A 26,719-nucleotide genomic window follows, 5' to 3' on the forward strand; every position below is an offset into this window, starting at 1 on the left:
GTTGAGTGGAATGATACACACCGCGACTATCCTCAAGATAAATGTATCCATCAGTTGTTTGAGGAGCAGGTACAACATACACCTGATGCCGTAGCAGTGGTGTTTAAAGATCAACAACTTACTTATCAGGAATTGAATAGTCGTGCAAACCAATTGGCACATTACTTACGCTCCTTGGGCGTGGGAGCAGATGTGCTAGTGGGTATTTGTGTCGAGCGCTCATTGGAAATGCTCGTAGGATTACTTGGCATTCTCAAAGCAGGTGGAGCTTATGTGCCTCTTGACCCTGAGTATCCAACTGAGCGTTTGAGCTTCATGTTAGAAGACACTCAACTTTCAGTCTTATTGACTCAAGAAAAACTAGTTAACAAACTGCCAGCTTCCACAGCTTGTGTAATTTGCTTAGACACAAACTCCAATCTGATCAATCAACAAACACAAAACAACCCCAAAACTAGTATCAAAGCTCAGGATTTAGCTTATGTCATGTACACAAGCGGTTCTACAGGTCAACCCAAAGGTGTGAGCATTGTCCATCAAAGTGTAGTTCGATTAGTCAAACAAACTGACTATGTTACTTTTTCTGCCAAAGAAGTATTTCTACAAGTTGCACCTATCTCCTTCGACGCTGCAACCTTTGAAATTTGGGGTTGCTTACTCAACAGTGGAAAACTAGTAATCTTTCCGGCTAACACCCCATCAATAGATGAATTAGCACAAGTTATTGAACAATACCTTGTTACCACCCTTTGGCTAACCGCAGGTCTATTTCATTTAATGGTAGATGAAAAGATTGATGCCTTAAAACCCTTACGTCAACTGTTAGCAGGTGGTGATATTTTATCTGTTAGCCATGTGCATAAATTTCGACAAACTGTGGAAAACTGTCAACTGATTAACGGTTACGGTCCAACAGAAAATACAACTTTTACTTGCTGTTATCAAATCCCAACCTCACTGAGTCCAGATGCTTCCGTTCCCATTGGACGCCCAATTGCCAACACCCAGGTTTATATATTAGACCAAAACTTACAACCAGTACCCGTAGGTGTACCAGGAGAACTGCACATCGGTGGTGCGGGATTAGCAAGAGGCTATCTCAACCGTCCAGAATTGACACAAGAAAAATTCATCCCCAACCCCTTGGGTAGAAGCACTTGTGCAGGGGAGCAGAGGGGCAGAGGGGAAGAACGCCTGTACAAAACAGGAGACTTAGCGCGTTATCTACCAGATGGCAACATAGAATACCTGGGACGCATCGATAACCAGGTGAAAATCCGGGGCTTCCGCATTGAGTTGGGTGAAATTGAAGCCGTACTGAGCCAACATGAGGATGTGCAAGTATGTTGTGTCATTGCACGCGTTGATACAACCGGGGATAAACGGCTAGTTGCTTATATTGTTCCACAGCCACAGCAGACACCGAAAGTTAGTGAAGTGCGTAGCTTCCTCAAGTCCAAGTTACCAGAATACATGGTACCTGCTTTCATAGTCTTTTTAGAATCCCTCCCACTAACTGCCAACGGCAAAATAGACCGCCGGGCTTTACCAGCACCAGAAGCAAGTAGTGAATCAACAGAAAAATACGTCGCCCCACGTACAGCCATCGAAGAAATACTGGCGCTGATTTGGACACAAGTCCTGAAAGTAGAGCGAGTAGGCATCCATGATAACTTCTTTACCTTGGGAGGACACTCACTACTAGCAACACAACTCATTTCCCGTGTGCGTACCAACTTGAAAGTAGAACTACCATTGCGTAGCTTATTTGCAGCACCAACAATTGCCCAATTGTCACAAAACATTCAACAATTGCAGCAACAAGACTTAGAACTTTCTGCACCACCGATTTTACCAAGAGTTGAGAACACAGAACTACCACTGTCATTTGCTCAACAGCGTTTGTGGTTCTTAGACCAGTTCGAGCCGAATAGTGCATTCTACAACATCCCTGCCGCTTTGCGTTTAGTGGGGACTCTCTCATTTGCAGCCTTAGAACAAAGCTTAAAAGAAATCATTCAACGCCACGAAACATTACGGACTAATTTCATCACAGTTGATGGAAAAGCAACTCAAATCATCCAAACACAAACCAATTGGAAAGTAACAGTTGTAGATTTGCAGCATTTATCCACAAGCTCCCAAGAACTAGCTGTAGAGCAATTAACCCACGAACAAGAGATTCAATCATTTGACTTAGCAAGTGAAACATTAATTAGAGCAACATTAGTAGTGCTGTCTCTTACAGAACACGTGTTATTAGTGTGTATGCACCATGTTGTCAGTGATGGCTGGTCAATGGGTGTGTTTGTCGAAGAATTGCGATCGCTCTACAATGCTTATTCAATAGGTCAACCCTCTCCCTTATTGCCACTGCCAGTTCAGTACGCAGATTTTGCCATTTGGCAGCGAGGCTGGTTGCAAGGCGAGGTATTACAAAAGCAATTGGATTATTGGCAACAACAACTGGGAGACGCACCCACATTCTTGCCACTACCCACAGACAGACCAAGACCAGCCGTGCAGACTTTCGCCGGTGCATACGTGGAATTTGCACTCTCTGTTGAACTGACTCAAAAATTGACACAACTAAGTCAGCAACAAGGAGTCACCTTGTTCATGACGTTGTTGGCAGCATATAACACATTACTTTACCGCTACACAGGACAAACAGACATTTTAGTGGGTTCACCAATTGCCAACCGCGATCGCAGTGAAATAGAAGGGTTAATAGGCTTTTTTGTCAACACATTAGTTTTACGGACAGATCTTTCGGGCGACCCCAGTTTTGAGGAATTACTGCCTCAAATTCGGGAAATGGCACTCAGTGCTTACGCTCATCAGGACTTACCGTTTGAAATGTTGGTGGAAAAATTACAGCGAGAACGAGACCTGAGTCATACACCATTGTTCCAGGTGATGTTTGCCCTGCAAAATGCACCCATATCACAAGTAGAGTTGACAGGCTTAAGTGTCAGTTCATTGCCAATAGAAAACACCACAGCAAAGTTTGACCTGACCTTGGCAATGGAAAACACTGCCACTGGACTAGTGGGAGGTTGGGAATACAACACTGACTTGTTTGATAACAGCACCATTGAGCGGATGAAGGGTCATTTTGTCACAATGCTTTCGGCAATCGTGGCAAATCCCAAACAGCGAATTTCCAAGTTGCCCATCTTAACATTCGTTGAGTCGCGGCAGTTATTAGTTGAGTGGAATAATACACAGGTAGATTATCCAATAGATAAATGTATCCATCAGTTGTTTGAAGAGCAGTGTTTGAGGACACCTAATGCTGTAGCAGTGGTGTTTGAAAATCAACAACTTACCTACGGGGAGTTGAACTCTCGTGCTAACCAGTTGGCACATTACTTGCGCTCATTGGGCGTTGCTCCCGATGTGCTGGTGGGTATTTGCGTGGAGCGCTCTGTAGAGATGGTGGTGGGATTACTTGGTATTCTCAAAGCCGGTGGGGCTTACGTACCCCTTGACCCAGAGTATCCCCAAGACCGTCTGCATTTTATGCTCGAAGACACTCAAGTTTCACTGCTGCTCACACAACAGCATCTAGTGGATAGACTACCCCAGCATCAGGCACAAGTTGTTTGCTTAGAGCAAGTCTGGAAAGAAATTCTGCAAAACAAACAGGATAACCTGACTGGGGTCGCCACAGCTTTTAATCTAGCGAATGTCATTTACACTTCCGGCTCCACAGGTAAACCTAAAGGAGTAATGGTTGAGCATAGGGGATTGTGCAACCTAGCTCAAGCTCAGATTCAAACTTTTGGCTTGACTTCGGATAGTCGAATTCTCCAGTTTGCCTCCTTCAGTTTTGATGCTTCTATCTCGGAAGTTTTGATGGCTTTTGGTTCAGGGGCTAGACTTTACCTGGGAACAAAAGACTCTTTAATGCCAGGTACGCCGTTAATTGCTCGATTAAGCGATTATGGGATTACCCATATCACCCTACCACCATCGGCGGTGGCAGTCTTACCCGTAGAAAAACTTCCGGCATTGCAAACAATCATTGTCGCTGGAGAAGCCTGTACCGTTGAATTGATGCGACAATGGTCTGCTGTGAGAAACTTTTTCAACGCCTACGGACCGACAGAAGCCAGTGTTTGTGCAACAATCGCAAAATGCACTCCCAACGACCAGAAAGTTTCCATTGGTCGTCCAATTGCCAACACCCAGGTTTATATATTAGACCAAAACTTACAACCAGTACCCGTAGGTGTAGCAGGAGAACTGCACATTGGTGGTGCGGGATTAGCAAGAGGCTACCTCAACCGCCCCGACTTAACCCAGGAGAAATTCATCCCCAACCCGTTTGTTGGAGGCAGGGGAGCAGGGGGGCAGAGGGGCAGAGGGGAAACAGAAGACCAATCCTCTAATTCCGAACGTCTCTACAAAACCGGAGACTTAGCACGTTACTTACCAGATGGCAGCATAGAATACCTGGGACGCATCGACAACCAAGTAAAAATCCGGGGCTTCCGCATCGAGTTGGGAGAAATCGAAGCAGCATTGAGCCAACACGAAGATGTGCAAGCATCTTGTGTCATCGCAAGAGTTGATATTCCTGGAAATAAACGCCTAGTGGGCTACATCGTACCCAAGCCACAGCAAACACCCACAATCAGCGTTGTGCGTAGCTACCTCAAAGAAAAGCTACCAGACTACATGGTGCCTTCAGTAATAGTCATCCTGGAATCCTTACCGTTAACCCCCAACGGCAAAATAGACCGTCGCGCCCTACCAGAACCAGAATCACGGGCTGGAATAGAAACCACCTTAGTGGCACCACGTACCGCCATCGAAGAAAAATTAGCCGAAATTTGGGCGCAAGTCCTCAGAGTCGAATCAATTGGCATAGATGATAACTTCTTTGAACTAGGTGGAGACTCCATCCTCAGCATTCAAATTATCACCAGAGCCAAGTTAGCTGGAATTGAGCTAACAGTCAAACAACTATTTGCCAATCAAACAATCGCTCAATTAGCCACAGTAGCAGGCACAACAAAAGCACTCTTCATTGAACAAGGATTAGTAACTGGCACATCACCCTTAACGCCCATTCAACAGTGGTTTTTTGAGCAGAATCTCCCAGAAAAGCACCACTTTAATCAATCATTTCTACTCTCAGTACCATCAGACCTGAAGATAGAAATATTAGAGCAAGTCTGGCAACAGTTGCTTAGACATCACGATGCTCTCCGGCTGCGATTTAGCCAAACAGACGGATTTTGGCAAGCTGTTCACACCGCTCCAACTGATGAGATTAGCATAGAGCGTTTCGACTTATCGACAGTAGAAGAAACTGAGGTTGAAAAGACAATTGAAAGCACAGCCAATGAACTACAAGCGAGTTTAAATCTCTCAGAAAATCTTGTACAAGTGGCATTGTTCTGGTTAGGAATTAACAAAAGAGCGCGATTACTGATTGTGATTCACCACTTAGTAGTAGACGGTGTTTCCTGGCGGATATTGTTAGAAGATTTGCAGACCCTTTATGAGCAACTGATTCAAGGTCAAACCATTCAACTACCTGCTAAAACCACATCCTTCAAAGATTGGGCGCAACGACTGACAGAATATGCCCAATCAGATATCTTGAAATCAGAACTGAGTTATTGGTTGAGGGGATGTGAGAGGTCAATTTCTCCACTGCCAGTAGACTATCCACAAGGAGTAAACACAGCGGCATCGGTTAGTAGAGTATCAGTATCATTAGATGAAGCACAAACCCAAGCACTGCTACAAGATGTACCGAAAGCTTATAAAACACAGATTAACGATGTCTTGTTGACTGCTTTAGGGTTAGTTTTGAGCAGATGGACTAATAGTGAATCGGTATTGTTCAACTTAGAAGGTCATGGGCGGGAAGATATTATCGATGGTGTAGACTTATCACGGACTATTGGTTGGTTTACAACAATTTTCCCGGTGTTTGTTCAACTGTCAGTCACAGATGACCTTGGCAATGTTTTGAAATCTGTCAAGGAGCAATTGCGTGCAATTCCGAATAAAGGCATTGGTTACGGCTTATTGCGTTATCTCAATGCTCAACCAGAAATCCTAGCTCAACTACAGACAATTCCTGCTTCAGAGATTAGCTTCAATTATTTGGGTCAATTTACTCAAGTTGTGAATACATCTTCTTTAGTGCAGTTGGCTGATGAATCTAGTGGAGAAAGCCAGAGTTTACAAGGTCAGCGTTCAAGTCTGCTAGATGTTAATGCCATCATTGCAAACGAACGGCTACAAATCCATTGGACTTACAGTACTCATATCCATCAGCAGACAACTATTGAGAATATTGCCGCTTATTTTGTTGAAACTCTGCAAGAAATCATTGCTCATTGTTTATCGCCGGAAAATGCAGGTTATACGCCAACAGATTTCCCGTTAATCCAACTTAATCAACTAGAACTTGATCAAATATTAGCAAATCTATGAAACTAGAACTTAGCAAAAGTAACCGACAAAATATTGAGGATATTTATCCGTTATCTCCCATGCAAGAGGGGATGCTGTTTGAAAGTTTGTATGCTCCAGATTCGGGAGTATATTTTGAACAGGTAATTTGCACTTTTAACGGAAACCTTGATGTGGAAGCTTTTGAAAAAGCTTGGCAGCAAGTAGTAGAAAAGCATTCTATTTTCCGCACTGGTTTTGTTTGGGAGTCTTTGAGCCAGCCAATTCAAATTGTCTATCGACAGGTTCAGGTGAGCATCGTTACTGATGACTGGCGGCAGTTATCTCCACAAGACCAGCAACAGCAATTAAAGACTTTTCTTGATGACCAGCGACAACAAAGTTTTCAACTCACACAAGCGCCATTGATGCGCTTACATCTGCTGCAATTGGATGAACATACTTATCAATTTGTTTGGTGTCATCATCATTTATTACTTGATGGCTGGTCGTTACCTTTGGTTTTCCAAGATTTGTTAGAGTTTTATCAAGCAATTTCTCATGGTAAAGCTTTACCGAAAAGACCAACTCTGGGCTACCGTAACTACATTGCTTGGCTACAGCAACAAAATCGAGATTTAGCAGCAGATTTTTGGCGGCAAAAACTCCAAGGTTTTACTGCACCCACTCCCTTGACGGTGGATAAACCATTGTCAAGTCAAAAAGAGCATTCCCCTTATAGTGAACAACAAATTCATTTAACGGTGTCAGCGACAGCCGCAGTCGGATCTTTTGTGCGACAGCATCAATTGACTATAAATAATCTGGTGCAGGCGACTTGGGGATTACTACTGTCTCGCTACAGCCAAGAAACTGATGTAGTTTTTGGTGCAACAGTGTCTGGTCGTCCACCATCCCTTGTGGGTGTGGAGTCGATGGTGGGATTATTTATTAATACTCTGCCGGTGCGGGTGCAAATCTCTGATGATACTCAACTGCTGAGTTTGTTGAAGGATTTACAAGCCCAACAGGTGGAGTCTGAGCAATTTTCCTATAGTTCATTGGTAGAGATTCAGGCTCTGAGTGATGTCAACAGAGGTACGTCTTTATTTGAGAGCATTGTCGTCTTTGAGAATTATCCGGTGGATAGTGCTGCTTTACAAGGTGATGGCAGTTTTTCTGTTTCAAATTTTGGGGCTATTGAACAAACAAATTATCCTCTGACGCTTTTAGCTACCACTGGTGAGCAATTGTTGCTGAAGGTAAGCTACGATACTAGTCGATTTGAGTCTGGAGCGATTAGCCGAATGCTGGGGCATTTCGTCACAATGCTTTCGGCAATTGTGGCTAATCCTCAGCAAGAAATTTCTCAATTGCCGATGCTCACAGAAGTTGAGTTGCGGCAGTTATTAGTTGAGTGGAATGATACACAGGTAGAGTATCCCCAAGATAAATGTATCCATCAGTTGTTTGAGGAGCAGGTAGAGCGCACACCGGATGCTGTGGCAGTGGTGTTTGAAAATCAACAACTGACTTATGAGCAGTTGAATACTCGTGCAAATCAGTTGGCACATTACTTGCGCTCATTGGGAGTAGGGGCAGATGTACTGGTGGGTATTTGTGTGGAGCGTTCTGTAGAAATGGTGGTGGGACTGTTGGGCATTCTGAAGGCGGGTGGGGCTTATGTGCCCCTTGACCCTGAGTATCCTACTGAACGCTTGGGCTTTATGCTTGAAGATGCTCAACTTCCAGTACTGCTAACTCAACAGCATCTTGTTGAAAGATTACCAGAACATCAAGCACAACTTGTTTACTTAGATACTAGCTGGCAATTTATTTCTCAGTGGAATCAAGAAAATCCAATCACCGCTGTGCAAGGTAGTAACTTGGCTTATGTGATTTACACATCTGGTTCTACCGGAAAGCCTAAGGGAGCATTAAACACCCACTTAGGGATTTGCAATCGCCTGCTGTGGATGCAACAAACATATCAATTAACAGCAGTAGATTGCGTTTTACAAAAAACTCCTTTTAGCTTTGATGTCTCAGTTTGGGAGTTTTTCTGGCCATTATTCACTGGAGCGCGTTTAGTTGTAGCTAAACCAGGTGGACATAAAGATAGTGGTTACTTGGTGAACCTAATATTAGAGCAGCAGGTTACTACACTGCATTTTGTGCCTTCGATGCTCCAAGTTTTCCTAGAAGAAGAAAGTGCAAAAAATTGCAGTAGCTTGAAGCGAGTTATTTGTAGTGGCGAAGCACTGCTTTTAGAACTTCAGGAACGCTTTTTTGCTCGTTTAGGATGCCAATTACACAATCTCTATGGTCCGACAGAAGCTGCCATTGATGTAACCTTCTGGGAATGCCAACCAGAGAGTGATTTGAAGACAGTGCCTATTGGTCGTCCAATTGACAACATCCAACTTTATATCCTTGACCAAAACTTACAACCAGTACCCGTAGGTGTACCAGGAGAACTGCACATCGGTGGTGCGGGATTAGCAAGAGGCTACCTCAACCGTCCGGAGTTAACACAAGAGAAATTCATCCCCAACCCGTTTGACAAGTCACAAGTCACAGGTCACTTGTCAAAATTATATAAGACAGGAGACTTAGCGCGTTATCTACCAGATGGCAACATAGAATACCTGGGACGCATCGATAACCAGGTGAAAATCCGGGGCTTCCGCATTGAGTTGGGTGAAATTGAAGCCGTACTGAGCCAACATGAGGATGTGCAAGTATGTTGTGTCATTGCAGGCGTTGATACAACCGGCGATAAACGGCTAGTCGCCTACATCGTTCCACAGCCACAGCAGACACCGAAAGTTAGTGAACTGCATAGCTTCCTCAAGTCCAAGTTACCAGAATACATGGTACCTGCTTTCATAGTCTTTTTAGAATCCCTCCCACTAACTGCCAACGGCAAAATAGACCGCCGCGCCTTACCAGCACCAGAAGCAAGTAGTGAATCAACAGAAAAATACGTCGCCCCACGTACAGCCATCGAAGAAATACTGGCACTGATTTGGACACAAGTCCTGAAAGTAGAGCGAGTAGGCATCCATGATAACTTCTTTACCTTGGGAGGACACTCACTACTAGCAACGCAACTCATTTCCCGTGTGCGTACCAACTTGAAAGTAGAACTACCATTGCGTAGCTTATTTGCAGCACCAACAATTGCTCAATTGTCGCAAAACATTCAACAGTTGCAGCAACAAGACTTGGAACTTTCTGCACCACCCATCAATCGGCGGGTTAATAATGCAGACCTACCACTGTCATTTGCTCAACAGCGTTTGTGGTTCTTAGACCAGTTCGAGCCGAATAGTGCATTCTACAACATCCCTGCCGCTTTGCGTTTAGTGGGGACTCTCTCATTTGCAGCCTTAGAACAAAGCTTAAAAGAAATTATTCAACGCCACGAAACATTACGGACTAATTTCATCACAATTGATGGAAAAGCAACTCAAATCATCCAAACACAGAGCAATTGGAAAGTAACAGTTGTTGAGTTGAAGGATTTATCCACAAACTCTCCAGAAATCGCTTTACAGCAATTAGCCCAACAACAAGCACTTCAATCATTTGACTTAGCAAGTGAAACATTAATCAGAGCAACATTAGTAGTGCTGTCTCCTACAGAACACGTGTTAATAGTGTGTATGCACCATGTTGTCAGTGATGGCTGGTCAATGGGTGTGTTTGTCGAAGAATTGCGATCGCTCTACAATGCTTATTCAACAGGGCAGCCTTGTTTGTTACCCCCACTGCCAATTCAGTACGCAGATTTTGCCATTTGGCAGCGAGGCTGGTTGCAAGGCGAGGTATTACAAAAGCAATTGGATTATTGGCAACAACAACTGGGAGACGCACCCACATTCTTGCCACTACCCACAGACAGACCAAGACCAGCCGTGCAGACTTTCGCCGGTGCATACGTGGAATTTGCACTCTCTGTTGAACTGACTCAAAAATTGACACAACTAAGTCAGCAACAAGGAGTCACCTTGTTCATGACGTTGTTGGCAGCATATAACACATTACTTTACCGCTACACAGGACAAACAGACATTTTAGTGGGTTCACCAATTGCCAACCGCGATCGCAGTGAAATAGAAGGGTTAATAGGCTTTTTTGTCAACACATTAGTTTTACGGACAGATCTTTCGGGCGACCCCAGTTTTGAGGAATTACTGCCTCAAATTCGGGAAATGGCACTCAGTGCTTACGCTCATCAGGACTTACCGTTTGAAATGTTGGTGGAAAAATTACAGCGAGAACGAGACCTGAGTCATACACCATTGTTCCAGGTGATGTTTGCCCTGCAAAATGCACCCATATCACAAGTAGAGTTGACAGGCTTAAGTGTCAGTTCATTGCCAATAGAAAACACCACAGCAAAGTTTGACCTGACCTTGGCAATGGAAAACACTGCCACTGGACTAGTGGGAGGTTGGGAATACAACACTGACTTGTTTGATAACAGCACCATTGAGCGGATGAAGGGTCATTTTGTCACAATGCTTTCGGCAATCGTGGCAAATCCCAAACAGCGAATTTCCAAGTTGCCCATCTTAACATTCGTTGAGTCGCGGCAGTTATTAGTTGAGTGGAATAATACACAGGTAGATTATCCAATAGATAAATGTATCCATCAGTTGTTTGAAGAGCAGTGTTTGAGGACACCTAATGCTGTAGCAGTGGTGTTTGAAAATCAACAACTTACCTACGGGGAGTTGAACTCTCGTGCTAACCAGTTGGCACATTACTTGCGCTCATTGGGCGTTGCTCCCGATGTGCTGGTGGGTATTTGCGTGGAGCGCTCTGTAGAGATGGTGGTGGGATTACTTGGTATTCTCAAAGCCGGTGGGGCTTACGTACCCCTTGACCCAGAGTATCCCCAAGACCGTCTGCATTTTATGCTCGAAGACACTCAAGTTTCACTGCTGCTCACACAACAGCATCTAGTGGATAGACTACCCCAGCATCAAGCACAGCTTGTTTGTTTGGATACCCAGTGGCAGTTGATTTCTCAATTAAATCAGGATAATCTAATCACCGAAGTCCAAGCTAGTAACTTAGCTTACGTCATTTATACCTCTGGTTCTACAGGGATACCCAAGGGAGTACTGATTACTTATAAAGGATTGTTAAATTTAGTCTTCTGGCATCAGCGTGCTTTTGAAATCACTTCATCAGACAAAGCCACGCAGTTGGCAGGAACAGCGTTTGACGCTGCTGTATGGGAATTATGGCCTTACCTAACGGCAGGAGCAAGTATCTACTTAGTCAAATCTGAAATCCTCACCTCGCCAGTAAATCTACGAGACTGGTTGACATCAAACAAGATTACGATTAGTTTTGTGCCAACACCAGTGGCACAGGAGTTATTGTCTTTGGCATGGACTACTGAAAGTTTAGCAATGCGTTGCATCCTGACTGGAGGGGACAAGCTTCATCAATATCCATCAGTTTCAGTTCCTTTCCAAGTAGTGAACAATTATGGTCCAACTGAGAATACTGTTGTCGCCACTTCTGGGTTGCTAGTTGCTGACAAAAACCACGTTCAGATATCACCCCCCATTGGTCGTCCAATTGCCAACACCCAGGTTTATATATTAGATCAATATTTACAACCAGTACCCGTAGGTGTACCAGGAGAACTGCACATCGGTGGTGCGGGATTAGCAAGAGGCTACCTCAACCGTCCAGAATTGACACAAGAAAAATTCATCCCCAACCCGTTTGACAAGTCACTTGTCACAGGTCACTTGTCAAAATTATATAAGACTGGGGACTTAGCGCGTTATCTGCCAGATGGCAACATCGAATACCTGGGACGCATCGACAACCAAGTAAAAATCCGGGGCTTCCGCATTGAGTTGGGAGAAATTGAAGCAGCGCTGAGCCAACACCCAGATGTGCAAGCATCTTGTGTCATCGCAAGAGTTGATATTCCTGGAAATAAACGCCTAGTGGGCTACATCGTACCCAAGCCACAGCAAACACCCACAGTCAGCGTTGTGCGTAGCTTCCTCAAAGAAAAGCTACCAGACTACATGGTGCCTTCAGTAATAGTCATCCTGGAATCCTTACCGTTAACCCCCAACGGCAAAATAGACCGTCGCGCCCTACCAGAACCAGAATCACGGGCTGGAATAGAAACCACCTTAGTGGCACCACGTACCGCCATCGAAGAAAAATTAGCCGAAATTTGGGCGCAAGTCCTCAGAGTCGAATCAATTGGCATAGATGATAACTTCTTTGAACTAGGTGGAGATTCCATCCTCAGCATTCAAATCATCACCAGAGCCAAGTTAGCTGGAATTGAACTAACAGTCAAACAACTATTTGCCAATCAAACAATCGCCCAATTAGCCACAGTAGCAGGCACAACAAAAGCACTCTTCATTGAACAAGGATTAGTAACTGGCACATCACCCTTAACGCCCATTCAACACTGGTTTTTTGAGCAGAACCTCCCAGAAAAGCACCACTTTAATCAATCATTTCTACTCTCGATTCCATCAGATCTGAAGGTGGAAATATTAGAACAAGTCTGGCAGGAATTGCTCAGACATCACGATGCTCTGCGCTTGAGATTTAGTCAAACAGACTCTACTTGGCAGCAGATTCATGCCGCTCCAACTGATAGCAATATTATCTCGCGTTTCGACCTGTCAACAATCCCAGAAAATCAGCTTGAAACTGTAATTGAAAGCACAGCCAATGAATTACAAGCGAGTTTAAATCTGGACAAAAATCTCGTACAAGTGGCATTGTTCTGGTTAGGAATTAACAAAAGAGCGCGATTACTGATTGTGATTCACCACTTAGTAGTAGACGGTGTTTCCTGGCGGATATTGTTAGAAGATTTGCAAACAGCATACGAGCAACTAAGTCTTGGGCAAGCCATTCAACTACCAGCCAAAACCACATCCTTCAAAGATTGGGCGCAACGACTGACAGAATATGCCCAATCAAATATCTTGAAATCAGAACTGAGTTATTGGTTGAGTGCGTCTGAGTGTGCAGTTGCTTCTCTACCTTTAGACTATGCAGATGGAATAAACACTGCGGCATCAGTTAATACAGTATCAGTGTCATTAGATGAGGTACAAACTCAAGCACTGTTGCAAGATGTGCCGAAAGCTTACAAAACACAGATTAACGATGTGTTGTTGAGTGCCTTAGGGTTAGTTTTGAGCAGATGGACTAATAGTGAGTCGGTGTTGTTCAACTTAGAAGGTCATGGGCGGGAAGATATTATTGATGGTCTAGACTTATCACGGACTATTGGTTGGTTTACAACGATTTTCCCGGTGGTTTTAAAACTTTCAGCAATAGACTTTGAAGATCTTGGGAATGCTTTAAAATCTGTCAAGGAACAATTACGAAAAATTCCCAACAAAGGCATTGGCTACGGCTTATTGCGCTATCTAAATGTTGATGCAGAAATACTAGCTAAACTACAGACAATTCCCACAACAGAGATTAGCTTCAATTATCTGGGTCAATTTACTCAAGTTGTAAATACATCTTCTTTGGTGCAATTGGCTAGTGAGTCTAGCGGACAAAGCCAGAGTTTACAAGGTCAGCGTTCAAGTCTACTAGATGTTAATGCCATAATTACAAACGAAAGGCTGCAAATAAATTGGATATATAGTAGCAATATCCATCAGCAGAGAACCATTGAGAATATTGCCGCTTATTTTGTTGAAACTTTGCAGAAGCTAATTGCTCATTGTTTATCCCCAGAAAATGCAGGTTATACGCCAACAGATTTCCCATTGATCAAACTTAATCAACAAGAACTCGATGGAGTCTTGGCAAGACTACCATTGCAACTGCAACTGGGTAAAACTAATTGGCAAAATATTGAGGATATTTATCCGTTATCTCCCATGCAAGAGGGGATGCTGTTTGAAAGTTTGTATGCTCCAGACTCCGGCGTATATTTTGAACAGGTGATTTGCACTTTCAACGGAAACCTGGATGTGGAAGCTTTTGAAAAAGCTTGGCAGCAAGTAGTAGAAAAGCATTCTATTTTCCGCACTGGTTTTGTTTGGGAGTCTTTGAACCAGCCAATTCAAATTGTCTATCGACAGGTTGAGGTGAGCGTCGTTAATGTAGATTTGCGAGAGTTATCTCCACAACAGCAGCAACAGCAATTAAAAACTTTTCTTGATGACCAGCGACAACAAAGTTTTCAACTCACACAAGCGCCATTGATGCGCCTGCATCTGCTGCAATTGGATGAACATACTTATCAATTTGTTTGGTGTCATCATCATTTATTACTTGATGGCTGGTCGTTACCTTTAGTTTTCCAAGATTTGTTGGAGTCTTATCAAGCAATTTATGATGGTGAAGCTTTACCGTTGCAACCAACTCTGGGCTACCGCAATTACATTGCTTGGCTACAGCAACAAAATCGAGATTTAGCAGCAGATTTTTGGCGACAAAAACTCCAAGGTTTTACTGCGCCCACTCCCTTGACGGTGGATAAACCATTGTCAAATCGTCATCAGCATTCCGGTTATGGTGAACAACAAATTCAGTTAACGGTATCAGCAACTGCCGCAGTCAAGTCTTTTGTGCGGCAGCATCAATTGACTATAAACAATTTGGTGCAGGCGACTTGGGCATTACTACTGTCTCGCTACAGTCAAGAAACTGATGTGGTTTTTGGTGCTACTGTGTCTGGTCGTCCGCCATCCCTTGTGGGTGTGGAGTCGATGGTGGGATTATTTATTAATACTCTGCCTGTGCGGGTGCAAATCTCTGATGATACTCAACTGCTGAGTTTGTTGAAGGATTTACAAGCCCAACAGGTGGAGTCTGAGCAATTTTCCTATAGTTCATTGGTAGAGATTCAGGCTCTGAGTGATGTCAACAGAGGTACGTCTTTATTTGAGAGCATTGTCGTCTTTGAGAATTATCCGGTGGATAGTGCTGCTTTACAAGGTGATGGCAGTTTTTCTGTTTCAAATTTTGGGGCTATTGAACAAACAAATTATCCTCTAACGATTTTAGCTGCCTGTGAGCAGCAATTGTTGCTCAAGGTCAGCTATGATACCAGTCGATTTGAGTCTGGGGCGATTACCAGAATGCTGGGGCATTTTGTCACAATGCTTTCGGCAATTGTGGCTAATCCCAGCGAGCGAATTTCTCAATTGCCAATGCTCACAGAAGTTGAGCAACACCAGTTATTAGTTGAGTGGAATGATACACAGGTAGATTACCCAATAGATAAATGTATCCATCAGTTGTTTGAGGAGCAGTGTCTGAGGACACCGGATGCGGTGGCAGTGGTGTTTGAAAATCAGCAACTTACTTACGGGGAATTGAATAGTCGGGCTAACCAGTTGGCGCATTACTTGCAGTCCTTGGGAGTGGGGGCTGATGTGCTGGTGGGGATTTGCGTGGAGCGTTCAATAGATATGGTGGTGGGATTACTTGGCATTCTCAAGGCGGGTGGTGCTTATGTGCCCCTTGACCCGGAGTATCCTCAAGAACGTTTGAGTTTCATGTTAGAAGATGCTGCTGTGTCTGTGCTGCTGACTCAAAACCATCTGGTTGACAAATTACAAAAGCATCAGGCACAACTTGTTTGCTTAGACTCCGATTGGCAAAAAATTGCTCAACAGTCCGAATCAAACCCCGAAAATGGAGCAATCCCCAGTAACCTCGCATACGTTATCTACACTTCTGGTTCCACAGGCAAGCCCAAAGGCGTTTTAGTCAACCACAATCATGTAACTCGTCTATTTGCAGCGACAGAACCTTGGTATGACTTCAATTCTCAAGATGTGTGGACACTATTCCACTCTTATGCCTTTGACTTTTCCGTGTGGGAAATTTGGGGTGCATTGTTGTATGGCGGAAAACTAGTAGTAGTACCTTATTTGGTGACGCGATCGCCAGAATCCTTTTATGAGTTATTGTGTCAACACAAAGTCACAGTTCTCAATCAAACACCTTCAGCCTTCTGCCAGTTAATTACAGCAGAACAGTCAATGGCAACTGTTGGCGATTTGAAGTTGCGCCTAGTTATTTTCGGTGGAGAGAGCCTTGAAATTAAGAGTTTGCAGCCTTGGTTTGAACGCCACGGCGACCAATCACCTCAGTTAGTAAATATGTACGGGATTACAGAAACTACCGTACACGTAACTTATTATCCATTAACCAAAGGCGATTTGGATGGCACAGCAAGTATAATTGGTCGCCCGATTCCTGATTTACAGGTATATATACTAGATCAACATTTACAGCCAGTGGGGATTGGAATTCCTGGCGAGATGTATGTTGGTGGCGGTGGGGTAACCCGTGGCTATCTCAATCGGGACGAACTGACAGCCGAACGGTTTATCTCCAACCCCTTCAGGGGACAAAGGGAACACAGAGGCACGGGGGGAGAACGCCTCTACAAAACAGGGGATTTGGCACGCTATTTGCCAGATGGGAACATCCAATACCTGGGACGCATTGACAACCAAGTGAAAATCCGGGGCTTCCGCATTGAGTTGGGCGAAATTGAAGGTGTAGTTAGCCAACATCGGGATGTGCAAGCATGTTGTGTCATTGCACGCATTGATCCGACCGGGGATAAACGGCTAGTTGCTTATATTGTTCCACAGCCACAGCAGACACCCGTAATCAGTCAAGTACGTAGCTTCCTCAAAGAAAAGTTACCAGACTATATGATGCCTACTGCAATAGTCATCCTCGAGTCTTTACCCCTAACTCCCAGTGGCAAAATAGACCGCCGCGCTTTACCAGCACCAGAAGCAAGTAGTCAACTAGGAGAAAAATATGTCGCACCGCGCACAGCGATGGAAGAAATCTTGGCGCTGATTTGGACACAAGTGCTGAAAATAGAGCGAGTAGGCATCCATGATAACTTCTTTGAAATTGGAGGGCACTCGCTACTAGCAACGCAACTCATCTCCCGCGTGCGTACCAGTTTAAAAGTAGAACTACCATTGCGTAGCTTATTTGCAGCACCAACAATTGCCCAATTGTCGCAAAACATTCAACAGTTGCAGCAACAAGACTTAGAACTTTCTGCACCACCGATTTTACCAAGAGTTGAGAACACAGAACTACCACTGTCATTTGCTCAACAGCGTTTGTGGTTCTTAGACCAGTTCGAGCCGAATAGTGCATTCTACAACATCCCTGCCGCTTTGCGTTTAGTGGGGACTCTCTCATTTGCAGCCTTAGAACAAAGCTTAAAAGAAATTATTCAACGCCACGAAACATTACGGACTAATTTCATCACAATTGATGGAAAAGCAACTCAAATCATCCAAACACAAAGCAATTGGACAATTACAGTTGTTGAGTTGAAGGATTTATCCACAAACTCTCCAGAAATCGCTTTACAGCAATTAGCCCAACAACAAGCACTCCAACCTTTTGACTTAGCAAGTGAAACATTAATCAGAGCAACATTAGTAGTGCTGTCTCCTACAGAACACGTGTTAATAGTGTGTATGCACCATGTTGTCAGTGATGGCTGGTCAATGGGTGTGTTTGTCGAAGAGTTGCGATCGCTCTACAATGCTTATTCAATAGGGCAGCCTTGTTTGTTACCGCCATTGCCAATTCAGTATGCAGATTTTGCCATTTGGCAGCGAGGCTGGTTGCAAGGGGAGGTATTACAAAACCAATTGAATTACTGGCAAGAACAACTAGCCTCAGCACCCACATTCTTGCCACTACCCACAGACCGACCAAGACCTGCTGTGCAAACCTTTGTTGGCGGACATATTGAGTTTGCACTGTCTGTTGAACTCACTCAAGGACTGATAAAACTGAGCCAGGAGCAAGGAGTCACCTTGTTCATGACGTTGTTGGCAGCATATAACACATTACTTTACCGCTACACAAGACAAACAGACATTTTAGTGGGGACACCAATTGCCAACCGCGATCGCTCTGAAATAGAAGGGTTAATAGGCTTTTTTGTCAACACATTAGTTTTACGGACAGATCTTTCAGGCGACCCCAGTTTTGAGGAATTACTGCCTCAAATTCGGGAAATGGCACTAGGGGCTTACGCTCATCAGGACTTACCGTTTGAAATGTTGGTGGAAAAATTACAGCGAGAACGAGACCTGAGTCATACACCATTGTTCCAGGTGATGTTTGCCCTGCAAAATGCACCCATATCACAAGTAGAGTTGACAGGCTTAAGTGTCAGTTCATTGCCAATAGAAAACACCACAGCAAAGTTTGACCTGACCTTGGCAATGGAAAACACTGCCACTGGACTAGTAGGAGGGTGGGAGTACAACACTGACTTGTTTGATAGCAGCACCATTGAGCGGATGAAGGGTCATTTTGTCACAATGCTTTCGGCAATTGTAGCCAATCCCAAACAGCGAATTTCCCAATTACCTGTTTTAACAGAAATTGAGTCGCGGCAGTTATTAGTTGAGTGGAATGATACACAGGTAGATTATCCAATAGATAAATGTATCCATCAGTTGTTTGAAGAGCAGTGCTTGAGGACACCTAATGCCGTAGCAGTGGTGTTTGAAAATCAACAACTGACTTATGAGCAGTTGAACTCTCGTGCTAACCAGTTGGCACATTACTTGCGCTCATTGGGCGTAGGGGCAGATGTGCTGGTGGGTATTTGCGTGGAGCGCTCTGTAGAGATGGTGGTGGGATTACTTGGTATTCTCAAAGCGGGTGGGGCTTACGTACCCCTTGACCCAGAGTATCCAACTGAGCGCTTAAGCTTCATGTTAGAAGATGCAGCGGTATCAGTGCTGCTAACCCAACAGCATCTAGTGGACAAACTACCCCAGCATCATGCACAGCTTGTTTGTTTAGATACCCAGTGGCAGTTGATTTCTCAATTAAATCAGGATAATCTAATCACCGAGATCCAAGCTAGTAACTTAGCTTACGTCATTTATACCTCTGGTTCTACAGGGATACCCAAGGGAGTACTGATTACCTATAAAGGATTGTTAAATTTAGTCTTCTGGCATCAGCGTGCTTTTGAAATCACTTCATCAGACAAAGCCACGCAGTTGGCAGGAACAGCGTTTGACGCTGCTGTATGGGAATTATGGCCTTACCTAACGGCAGGAGCAAGTATCTACTTAGTCAAATCTGAAATCCTCACCTTGCCAGTAAATCTACGAGACTGGTTGACATCAAACAAGATTACGATTAGTTTTGTGCCAACACCAGTGGCACAGGAGTTATTGTCTTTGGCATGGACTACTGAAAGTTTAGCAATGCGTTGCATCCTGACTGGAGGGGACAAGCTTCATCAATATCCATCAGTTTCAGTTCCTTTCCAAGTAGTGAACAATTATGGTCCAACTGAGAATACTGTTGTCGCCACTTCTGGGCTGCTAGTTGCTGACAAAAACCACGTTCAGATATCACCCCCCATTGGTCGTCCAATAGACAACACCCAGATCTATATATTAGATCAATATTTACAACCAGTACCCGTAGGTGTACCAGGAGAACTACACATAGGTGGTGCTTCCTTAGCAAGAGGCTATCTCAACCGCCCCGACTTAACACAAGAAAAATTCATCCCCAACCCTTTTGACAAGTCACAAGTCACAGGTCACTTGTCAAAATTGTATAAAACTGGCGACTTAGCACGCTATTTACCAGATGGCAACATCGAATACCTGGGACGCATCGACAACCAAGTAAAAATCCGGGGCTTCCGCATTGAGTTGGGAGAAATTGAAGCAGCGCTGAGCCAACACCCAGATGTGCAAGCATCTTGTGTCATCGCAAGAGTTGATATTCCTGGAAATAAACGCCTAGTGGGCTACATCGTACCCAAGCCACAGCAAACACCCACAGTCAGCGTTGTGCGTAGCTTCCTCGAAGAAAAGCTACCAGACTACATGGTGCCTTCAGTAATAGTCATCCTGGAATCCTTACCGTTAACCCCCAACGGCAAAATAGACCGTCGCGCCCTACCAGAACCAGAATCACGGGCTGGAATAGAAACCACCTTAGTGGCACCACGTACCGCCATCGAAGAAAAATTAGCCGAAATTTGGGCGCAAGTCCTCAGAGTCGAATCAATTGGCATAGATGATAACTTCTTTGAACTAGGTGGAGATTCCATCCTCAGCATTCAAATCATCACCAGAGCCAAGTTAGCTGGAATTGAACTAACAGTCAAACAACTATTTGCCAATCAAACAATCGCCCAATTAGCCACAGTAGCAGGCACAACAAAAGCACTCTTCATTGAACAAGGATTAGTAACTGGCACATCACCCTTAACGCCCATTCAACACTGGTTTTTTGAGCAGAACCTCCCAGAAAAGCACCACTTTAATCAATCATTTCTACTCTCGATTCCATCAGATCTGAAGGTGGAAATATTAGAACAAGTCTGGCAGGAATTGCTCAGACATCACGATGCTCTGCGCTTGAGATTTAGTCAAACAGACTCTACTTGGCAGCAGATTCATGCCGCTCCAACTGATAGCAATATTATCTCGCGTTTCGACCTGTCAACAATCCCAGAAAATCAGCTTGAAACTGTAATTGAAAGCACAGCCAATGAATTACAAGCGAGTTTAAATCTGGACAAAAATCTCGTACAAGTGGCATTGTTCTGGTTAGGAATTAACAAAAGAGCGCGATTACTGATTGTGATTCACCACTTAGTAGTAGACGGTGTTTCCTGGCGGATATTGTTAGAAGATTTGCAAACAGCATACGAGCAACTAAGTCTTGGGCAAGCCATTCAACTACCAGCCAAAACCACATCCTTCAAAGATTGGGCGCAACGACTGACAGAATATGCCCAATCAAATATCTTGAAATCAGAACTGAGTTATTGGTTGAGTGCGTCTGAGTGTGCAGTTGCTTCTCTACCTTTAGACTATGCAGATGGAATAAACACTGCGGCATCAGTTAATACAGTATCAGTGTCATTAGATGAGGTACAAACTCAAGCACTGTTGCAAGATGTGCCGAAAGCTTACAAAACACAGATTAACGATGTGTTGTTGAGTGCCTTAGGGTTAGTTTTGAGCAGATGGACTAATAGTGAGTCGGTGTTGTTCAACTTAGAAGGTCATGGGCGGGAAGATATTATTGATGGTCTAGACTTATCACGGACTATTGGTTGGTTTACAACGATTTTCCCGGTGGTTTTAAAACTTTCAGCAATAGACTTTGAAGATCTTGGGAATGCTTTAAAATCTGTCAAGGAACAATTACGAAAAATTCCCAACAAAGGCATTGGCTACGGCTTATTGCGCTATCTAAATGTTGATGCAGAAATACTAGCTAAACTACAGACAATTCCCACAACAGAGATTAGCTTCAATTATCTGGGTCAATTTACTCAAGTTGTAAATACATCTTCTTTGGTGCAATTGGCTAGTGAGTCTAGCGGACAAAGCCAGAGTTTACAAGGTCAGCGTTCAAGTCTACTAGATGTTAATGCCATAATTACAAACGAAAGGCTGCAAATAAATTGGATATATAGTAGCAATATCCATCAGCAGAGAACCATTGAGAATATTGCCGCTTATTTTGTTGAAACTTTGCAGAAGCTAATTGCTCATTGTTTATCCCCAGAAAATGCAGGTTATACGCCAACAGATTTCCCATTGATCAAACTTAATCAACAAGAACTCGATGGAGTCTTGGCAAGACTACCATTGCAACCGCAACTGGGTAAAACTAATTGGCAAAATATTGAGGATATTTATGCCTTATCTCCCATGCAAGAGGGGATGCTGTTTGAAAGTTTGTATGCTCCAGACTCCGGCGTATATTTTGAACAGGTGATTTGCACTTTCAACGGCAATTTGGATGTGGAAGCTTTTGAAAAAGCTTGGCAGCAAGTAGTAGAAAAGCATTCCATTTTCCGCACTGGTTTTGTTTGGGAGTCTTTGAGCCAGCCAATTCAAATTGTCTATCGACAGGTTCAGGTGAGCGTCGAAACTGTAGACTGGCGGCAGTTATCTCCACAACAGCAGCAACAGCAATTAAAGACTTTTCTTGATGACCAGCGACTCATCGGTTTTCAACTCACACAAGCGCCATTGATGCGCTTACATCTGCTGCAATTGGATGAACATACTTATGAGTTTGTTTGGTGTCATCATCATTTACTACTTGATGGCTGGTCGTTACCTTTGGTTTTCCAAGATTTGTTGGAGTTTTATCAAGCAATTTCTCATGGTGAAGCTTTACCGTTGCAACCAACTCTGGGCTACCGTAATTACATTGCTTGGCTACAGCAACAAAATCGAGATTTAGCAGCAGATTTTTGGCGACAAAAACTCCAAGGTTTTACTGCACCCACTCCCTTGACGGTGGATAAACCATTGTCAAACCGTCATCAGTATTCCGGTTATGGTGAACAACAAATTCAGTTAACGGTATCAGCAACTGCCGCAGTCAAGTCTTTTGTGCGACAGCATCAATTGACTATAAACAATTTGGTGCAGGCGACTTGGGCATTACTACTGTCTCGCTACAGTCAAGAAACTGATGTGGTTTTTGGTGCTACTGTTTCTGGTCGTCCACCGGCACTTGTTGGTGTGGAGTCGATGGTGGGATTATTTATTAATACTCTGCCTGTGCGGGTGCAAATCTCTGATGATACTCAACTGCTGAGTTTGTTGAAGGATTTACAAGCCCAACAGGTGGAGTCTGAGCAATTTTCCTATAGTTCGTTGGTAGAGATTCAGGCTCTGAGTGATGTCAACAGAGGTACGTCTTTATTTGAGAGCATTGTCGTCTTTGAGAATTATCCGGTAAATAGTGCTGCTTTACAAGGTGATGGCAGTTTTTCTGTTTCAAATTTTGGGGCTATTGAACAAACAAATTATCCTCTGACGATTTTAGCTGCCTGTGAGCAGCAATTGTTGCTCAAGGTCAGCTATGATACCAGTCGATTTGAGTCTGGGGCGATTACCAGAATGCTGGGGCATTTTGTGACGATGCTATCAGCAATTGTGGCTAATCCCAAAGAGCAAATTTCTCAATTGCCAATGCTCACAGAAGTTGAGCAACACCAGTTATTAGTTGAGTGGAATGATACTCAAGCCGATTACCCAATAGATAAATGTATCCATCAGTTATTTGAGGAGCAGGTCGAACGTACACCCGATGAAATCGCGGTGGTGTTTGAAAATCAACAACTTACTTATCAGGAATTGAATACTCGTGCAAACCAATTGGCACATTACTTGCGTTCCTTGGGAGTGGGAGCAGATGTGCTAGTGGGTATTTGTGTCGAGCGCTCAATAGAAATGGTTGTGGGATTACTTGGGATTCTGAAGGCGGGTGGTGCTTATGTGCCCCTTGACCCTGAGTATCCGACTGAGCGCTTAAGCTTCATGTTAGAAGATGCTCAAGTGTCAGTACTGCTAACCCAAAACCATCTAGTGGACAAATTACCCCACCGTCAGGCACAACTTGTTTGCTTAGATACCGACTGGCAAATCATTTCACAGTTGAGTCAAGACAATCTGCTCTCTGGTGTCCTTGGAAATAACTTGGGTTACGTGATTTACACAAGCGGTTCCACAGGTCAACCTAAGGGTGTAGCCATGAATCAGTCTGCTCTTTGCAATCTCATCCTGTGGCAAGTAGAAAATACGACAATTCCTGGTGGAGTCAAAACCCTGCAATTTGCACCTGTGAGCTTTGATGTTTCGTTTCAAGAAATGTTCTCGACGTGGTGTTGTGGTGGCACATTGGTGTTGATTGGGGAGCAATTGCGCCGGGAACCATTGGCTTTATTAGATTTACTCCAACAACAAGCTGTTGAAAGACTATTTGTTCCGTTTGTTGGTTTACAGCAACTAGCCGAAGTTGCTGTTGCCAATGAATCAGTGACTAGTAATCTCAGGGAAATTATTACTGCTGGGGAACAATTACAGATTACTCCTGCCATTTGCAATTGGTTAAGTAAGCTAACTGACTGTACTCTGCATAATCATTACGGTCCATCGGAGAGCCATGTTGTCACCAGTTTGACTTTGACTGATTCAGTGGAGAGTTGGCCGCTACTTCCTGCCATTGGGCGTCCCATTGCCAACACGCAAATCTACATCTTGGATGAGTATCAAAAGCCTGTACCTGTGGGTGTACCAGGAGAACTGCACATTGGTGGTGTCGCTTTAGCACGCGGCTACCTCAACCGTCCAGAATTGACACAAGAGAAATTTATCCCTAACCCGTTTGACAAGTCACTTGTCACAGGTCACTTGTCAAAATTATATAAGACTGGGGACTTAGCGCGTTATTTGCCAGATGGCAACATCGAATACTTGGGGCGCATCGATAATCAGGTGAAAATCCGGGGCTTCCGCATTGAATTGGGCGAAATTGAAGCAGTACTGAGCCAACATGACGATGTGCAAGCATGTTGTGTCATCGCACGCGTTGATACGACTGGGGATAAACGACTAGTCGCCTACATCGTGCCACAAAAACAGCAGACACCGAAAGTTACTGAACTGCGTAGCTTCCTCAAAGAAAAGTTACCAGAATACATGGTGCCAAGTGCAATAGTCATCTTGGAATCCTTACCGCTAACTCCTAGTGGCAAAGTAGACCGCCGCGCCTTACCAGCACCTTTGAACCCCAGTGGTTCGGACACATTTGTTTCTCCCCGGAATACTGTAGAACTGCAACTGGTGCAAATCTGGTCAAAAATTCTCAAGGTTGACAATGTAGGGGTAAAAGATAACTTTTTTGACCTCGGTGGTCATTCCCTGCTAGCTCCCTCCTTAATGGCTCAGATTAAACAGCACTTTGGTAAAGATATTCCCTTAGCCATCCTTTTCCAAAATCCAACAATTGAAGACTTAGCATCTGTAGTACAAAAAGATACGGATGCTTCTAGTTGGTCTCCCTTAGTTGCAATTCAGCCAGCCGGTTCCAACCCACCTTTCTTCTGTCTTCCAGGTGCTGGTGGCTATCCGTTCTACCTTTATAACTTAGCCCGTTGTCTCGGTTCAGATCAGCCGTTTTACAGTTTCCAAGGTCAGCGTCAGGATGGAGAATTAGCGGCAATCAGCCAAGTTGAGGATATAGCTGCCCAATACCTTGAAGCAATACAAGCTGTGCAACCTAAAGGCCCGTATTTTTTGGGCGGACATTCTTTTGGCGGTAAAGTTGCGTTTGAAATGGCTCAACAGTTACTACTTCAGGGAGAGGTGGTGGCTCTAGTTGCCATTTTTGATACCACAGCACCCACCGTTCAGCTAAAGCCAGAAGAAATGGATGATGTTCAATGGCTGATTAACACTGCCAAACTTTTGCAACTTACGTTCACAAAGGATTTGGATATGGATGCTGATCCCCTCTTATCTTTAGCTCCAGAGGAGCAATTTAAATATGTTCTAGATTACTTGAAAATACTTGACGTTCTGCCTCTCGATGCCGACATCACATATTTGAAGCGTTTGATCCAAACTTTCAAGGCTGACGATAAAGCTTTCTACGAATATCTACCACAACAAGTCAATCCGATCGCAATTACTCTTTTTCGCGCTAGGGACTTTTATCAAAAAGAGCATCCTGCGTTACAACAGTCTGAGCTTTTAGAGGATTCAACCTGGGGGTGGAGCGCGTTGTCTAGCGAACCAGTGGATGTCCACTTAGTTCCAGGCACCCATGTGACGATGATGAATCAACCCCATGTCCAGGTTTTAGCCGAACGGTTGAAGGCTTCCATCAAGCAGGCAATAAAAAAAATGGGACTGTCGGAAACGCTTAGCTAATTTTTGCCACGTTACTGAAAACAGAAAGGATTTAACTGGGAGTGGGTGGCTTGTATCTGCTTATCTTCTTAGAGGATGAACAGGTCTGCTATTAATTCCCAGTGTTCTGATGTCAGATTGTTACGGTATGCTTTACTAGAGAAGACGCAAAGTAGCGGGAGATTCAGTGACGCCGAGAAACTTGTATTCTCCAACGGGAAGAGCGAATGGTTTAAAGCAAGCGAATTTATTCGGGAAAGCAAAAAAATTTTCACCTCCTTAAAAAATCCCCTGAATTTATTCATCGGGTTTACACGTATCTTTGTGTCCTCTTCTCAATCATTCACTCATAAGGTGCTGGTTTATACAAATCTCTGTATACCCCTGGTGAGTTTTATTGCAATACCCCGCAATTTTCAAACATCCTTTCATATCAAATTTGGCTAATTGCACATACAATCTTGTAATCAACAGGTTTGTAGCTTGTTTTTGGTGTGGTTGTTCAATCAGATATGATATCCTATCATCGTTTTCCGTAGTTAAGTGATACAAAA

2 protein-coding genes (1 of these 2 only partly in view) are annotated in these 26,719 nt (G+C 43.9%); both read left to right on the plus strand.

Annotated elements, in window-relative coordinates:
- On the plus strand, positions 1–6,462 hold the end of the coding sequence (locus tag IQ276_RS40400; RefSeq protein ID WP_255264359.1) for a non-ribosomal peptide synthase/polyketide synthase. It extends 12,606 nt beyond the left edge of the window; only the last 6,462 of its 19,068 coding nucleotides appear in the window; its start codon lies beyond the left edge, outside the window; the stop codon is at positions 6,460–6,462.
- Positions 6,459–26,186 (plus strand): non-ribosomal peptide synthase/polyketide synthase, encoded by a 19,728-nt coding sequence (locus tag IQ276_RS29395; protein ID WP_255264360.1) that lies wholly within the window; start codon positions 6,459–6,461, stop codon positions 26,184–26,186. Before IQ276_RS40400 ends, IQ276_RS29395 begins: the two co-directional genes overlap by 4 nt.
- Positions 26,187–26,719 lie beyond the last annotated feature (533 nt).

The sequence above is a fragment of the Desmonostoc muscorum LEGE 12446 genome (assembly GCF_015207005.2).
GTDB lineage: Bacteria > Cyanobacteriota > Cyanobacteriia > Cyanobacteriales > Nostocaceae > Nostoc > Nostoc muscorum.

Bases quoted from the DNA above. Each gene is read 5' to 3' on its own strand.
- IQ276_RS29395 (WP_255264360.1), top strand. From the start codon at position 6,459: ATGAAACTAGAACTTAGCAAAAGTAACCGACAAAATATTGAGGATATT.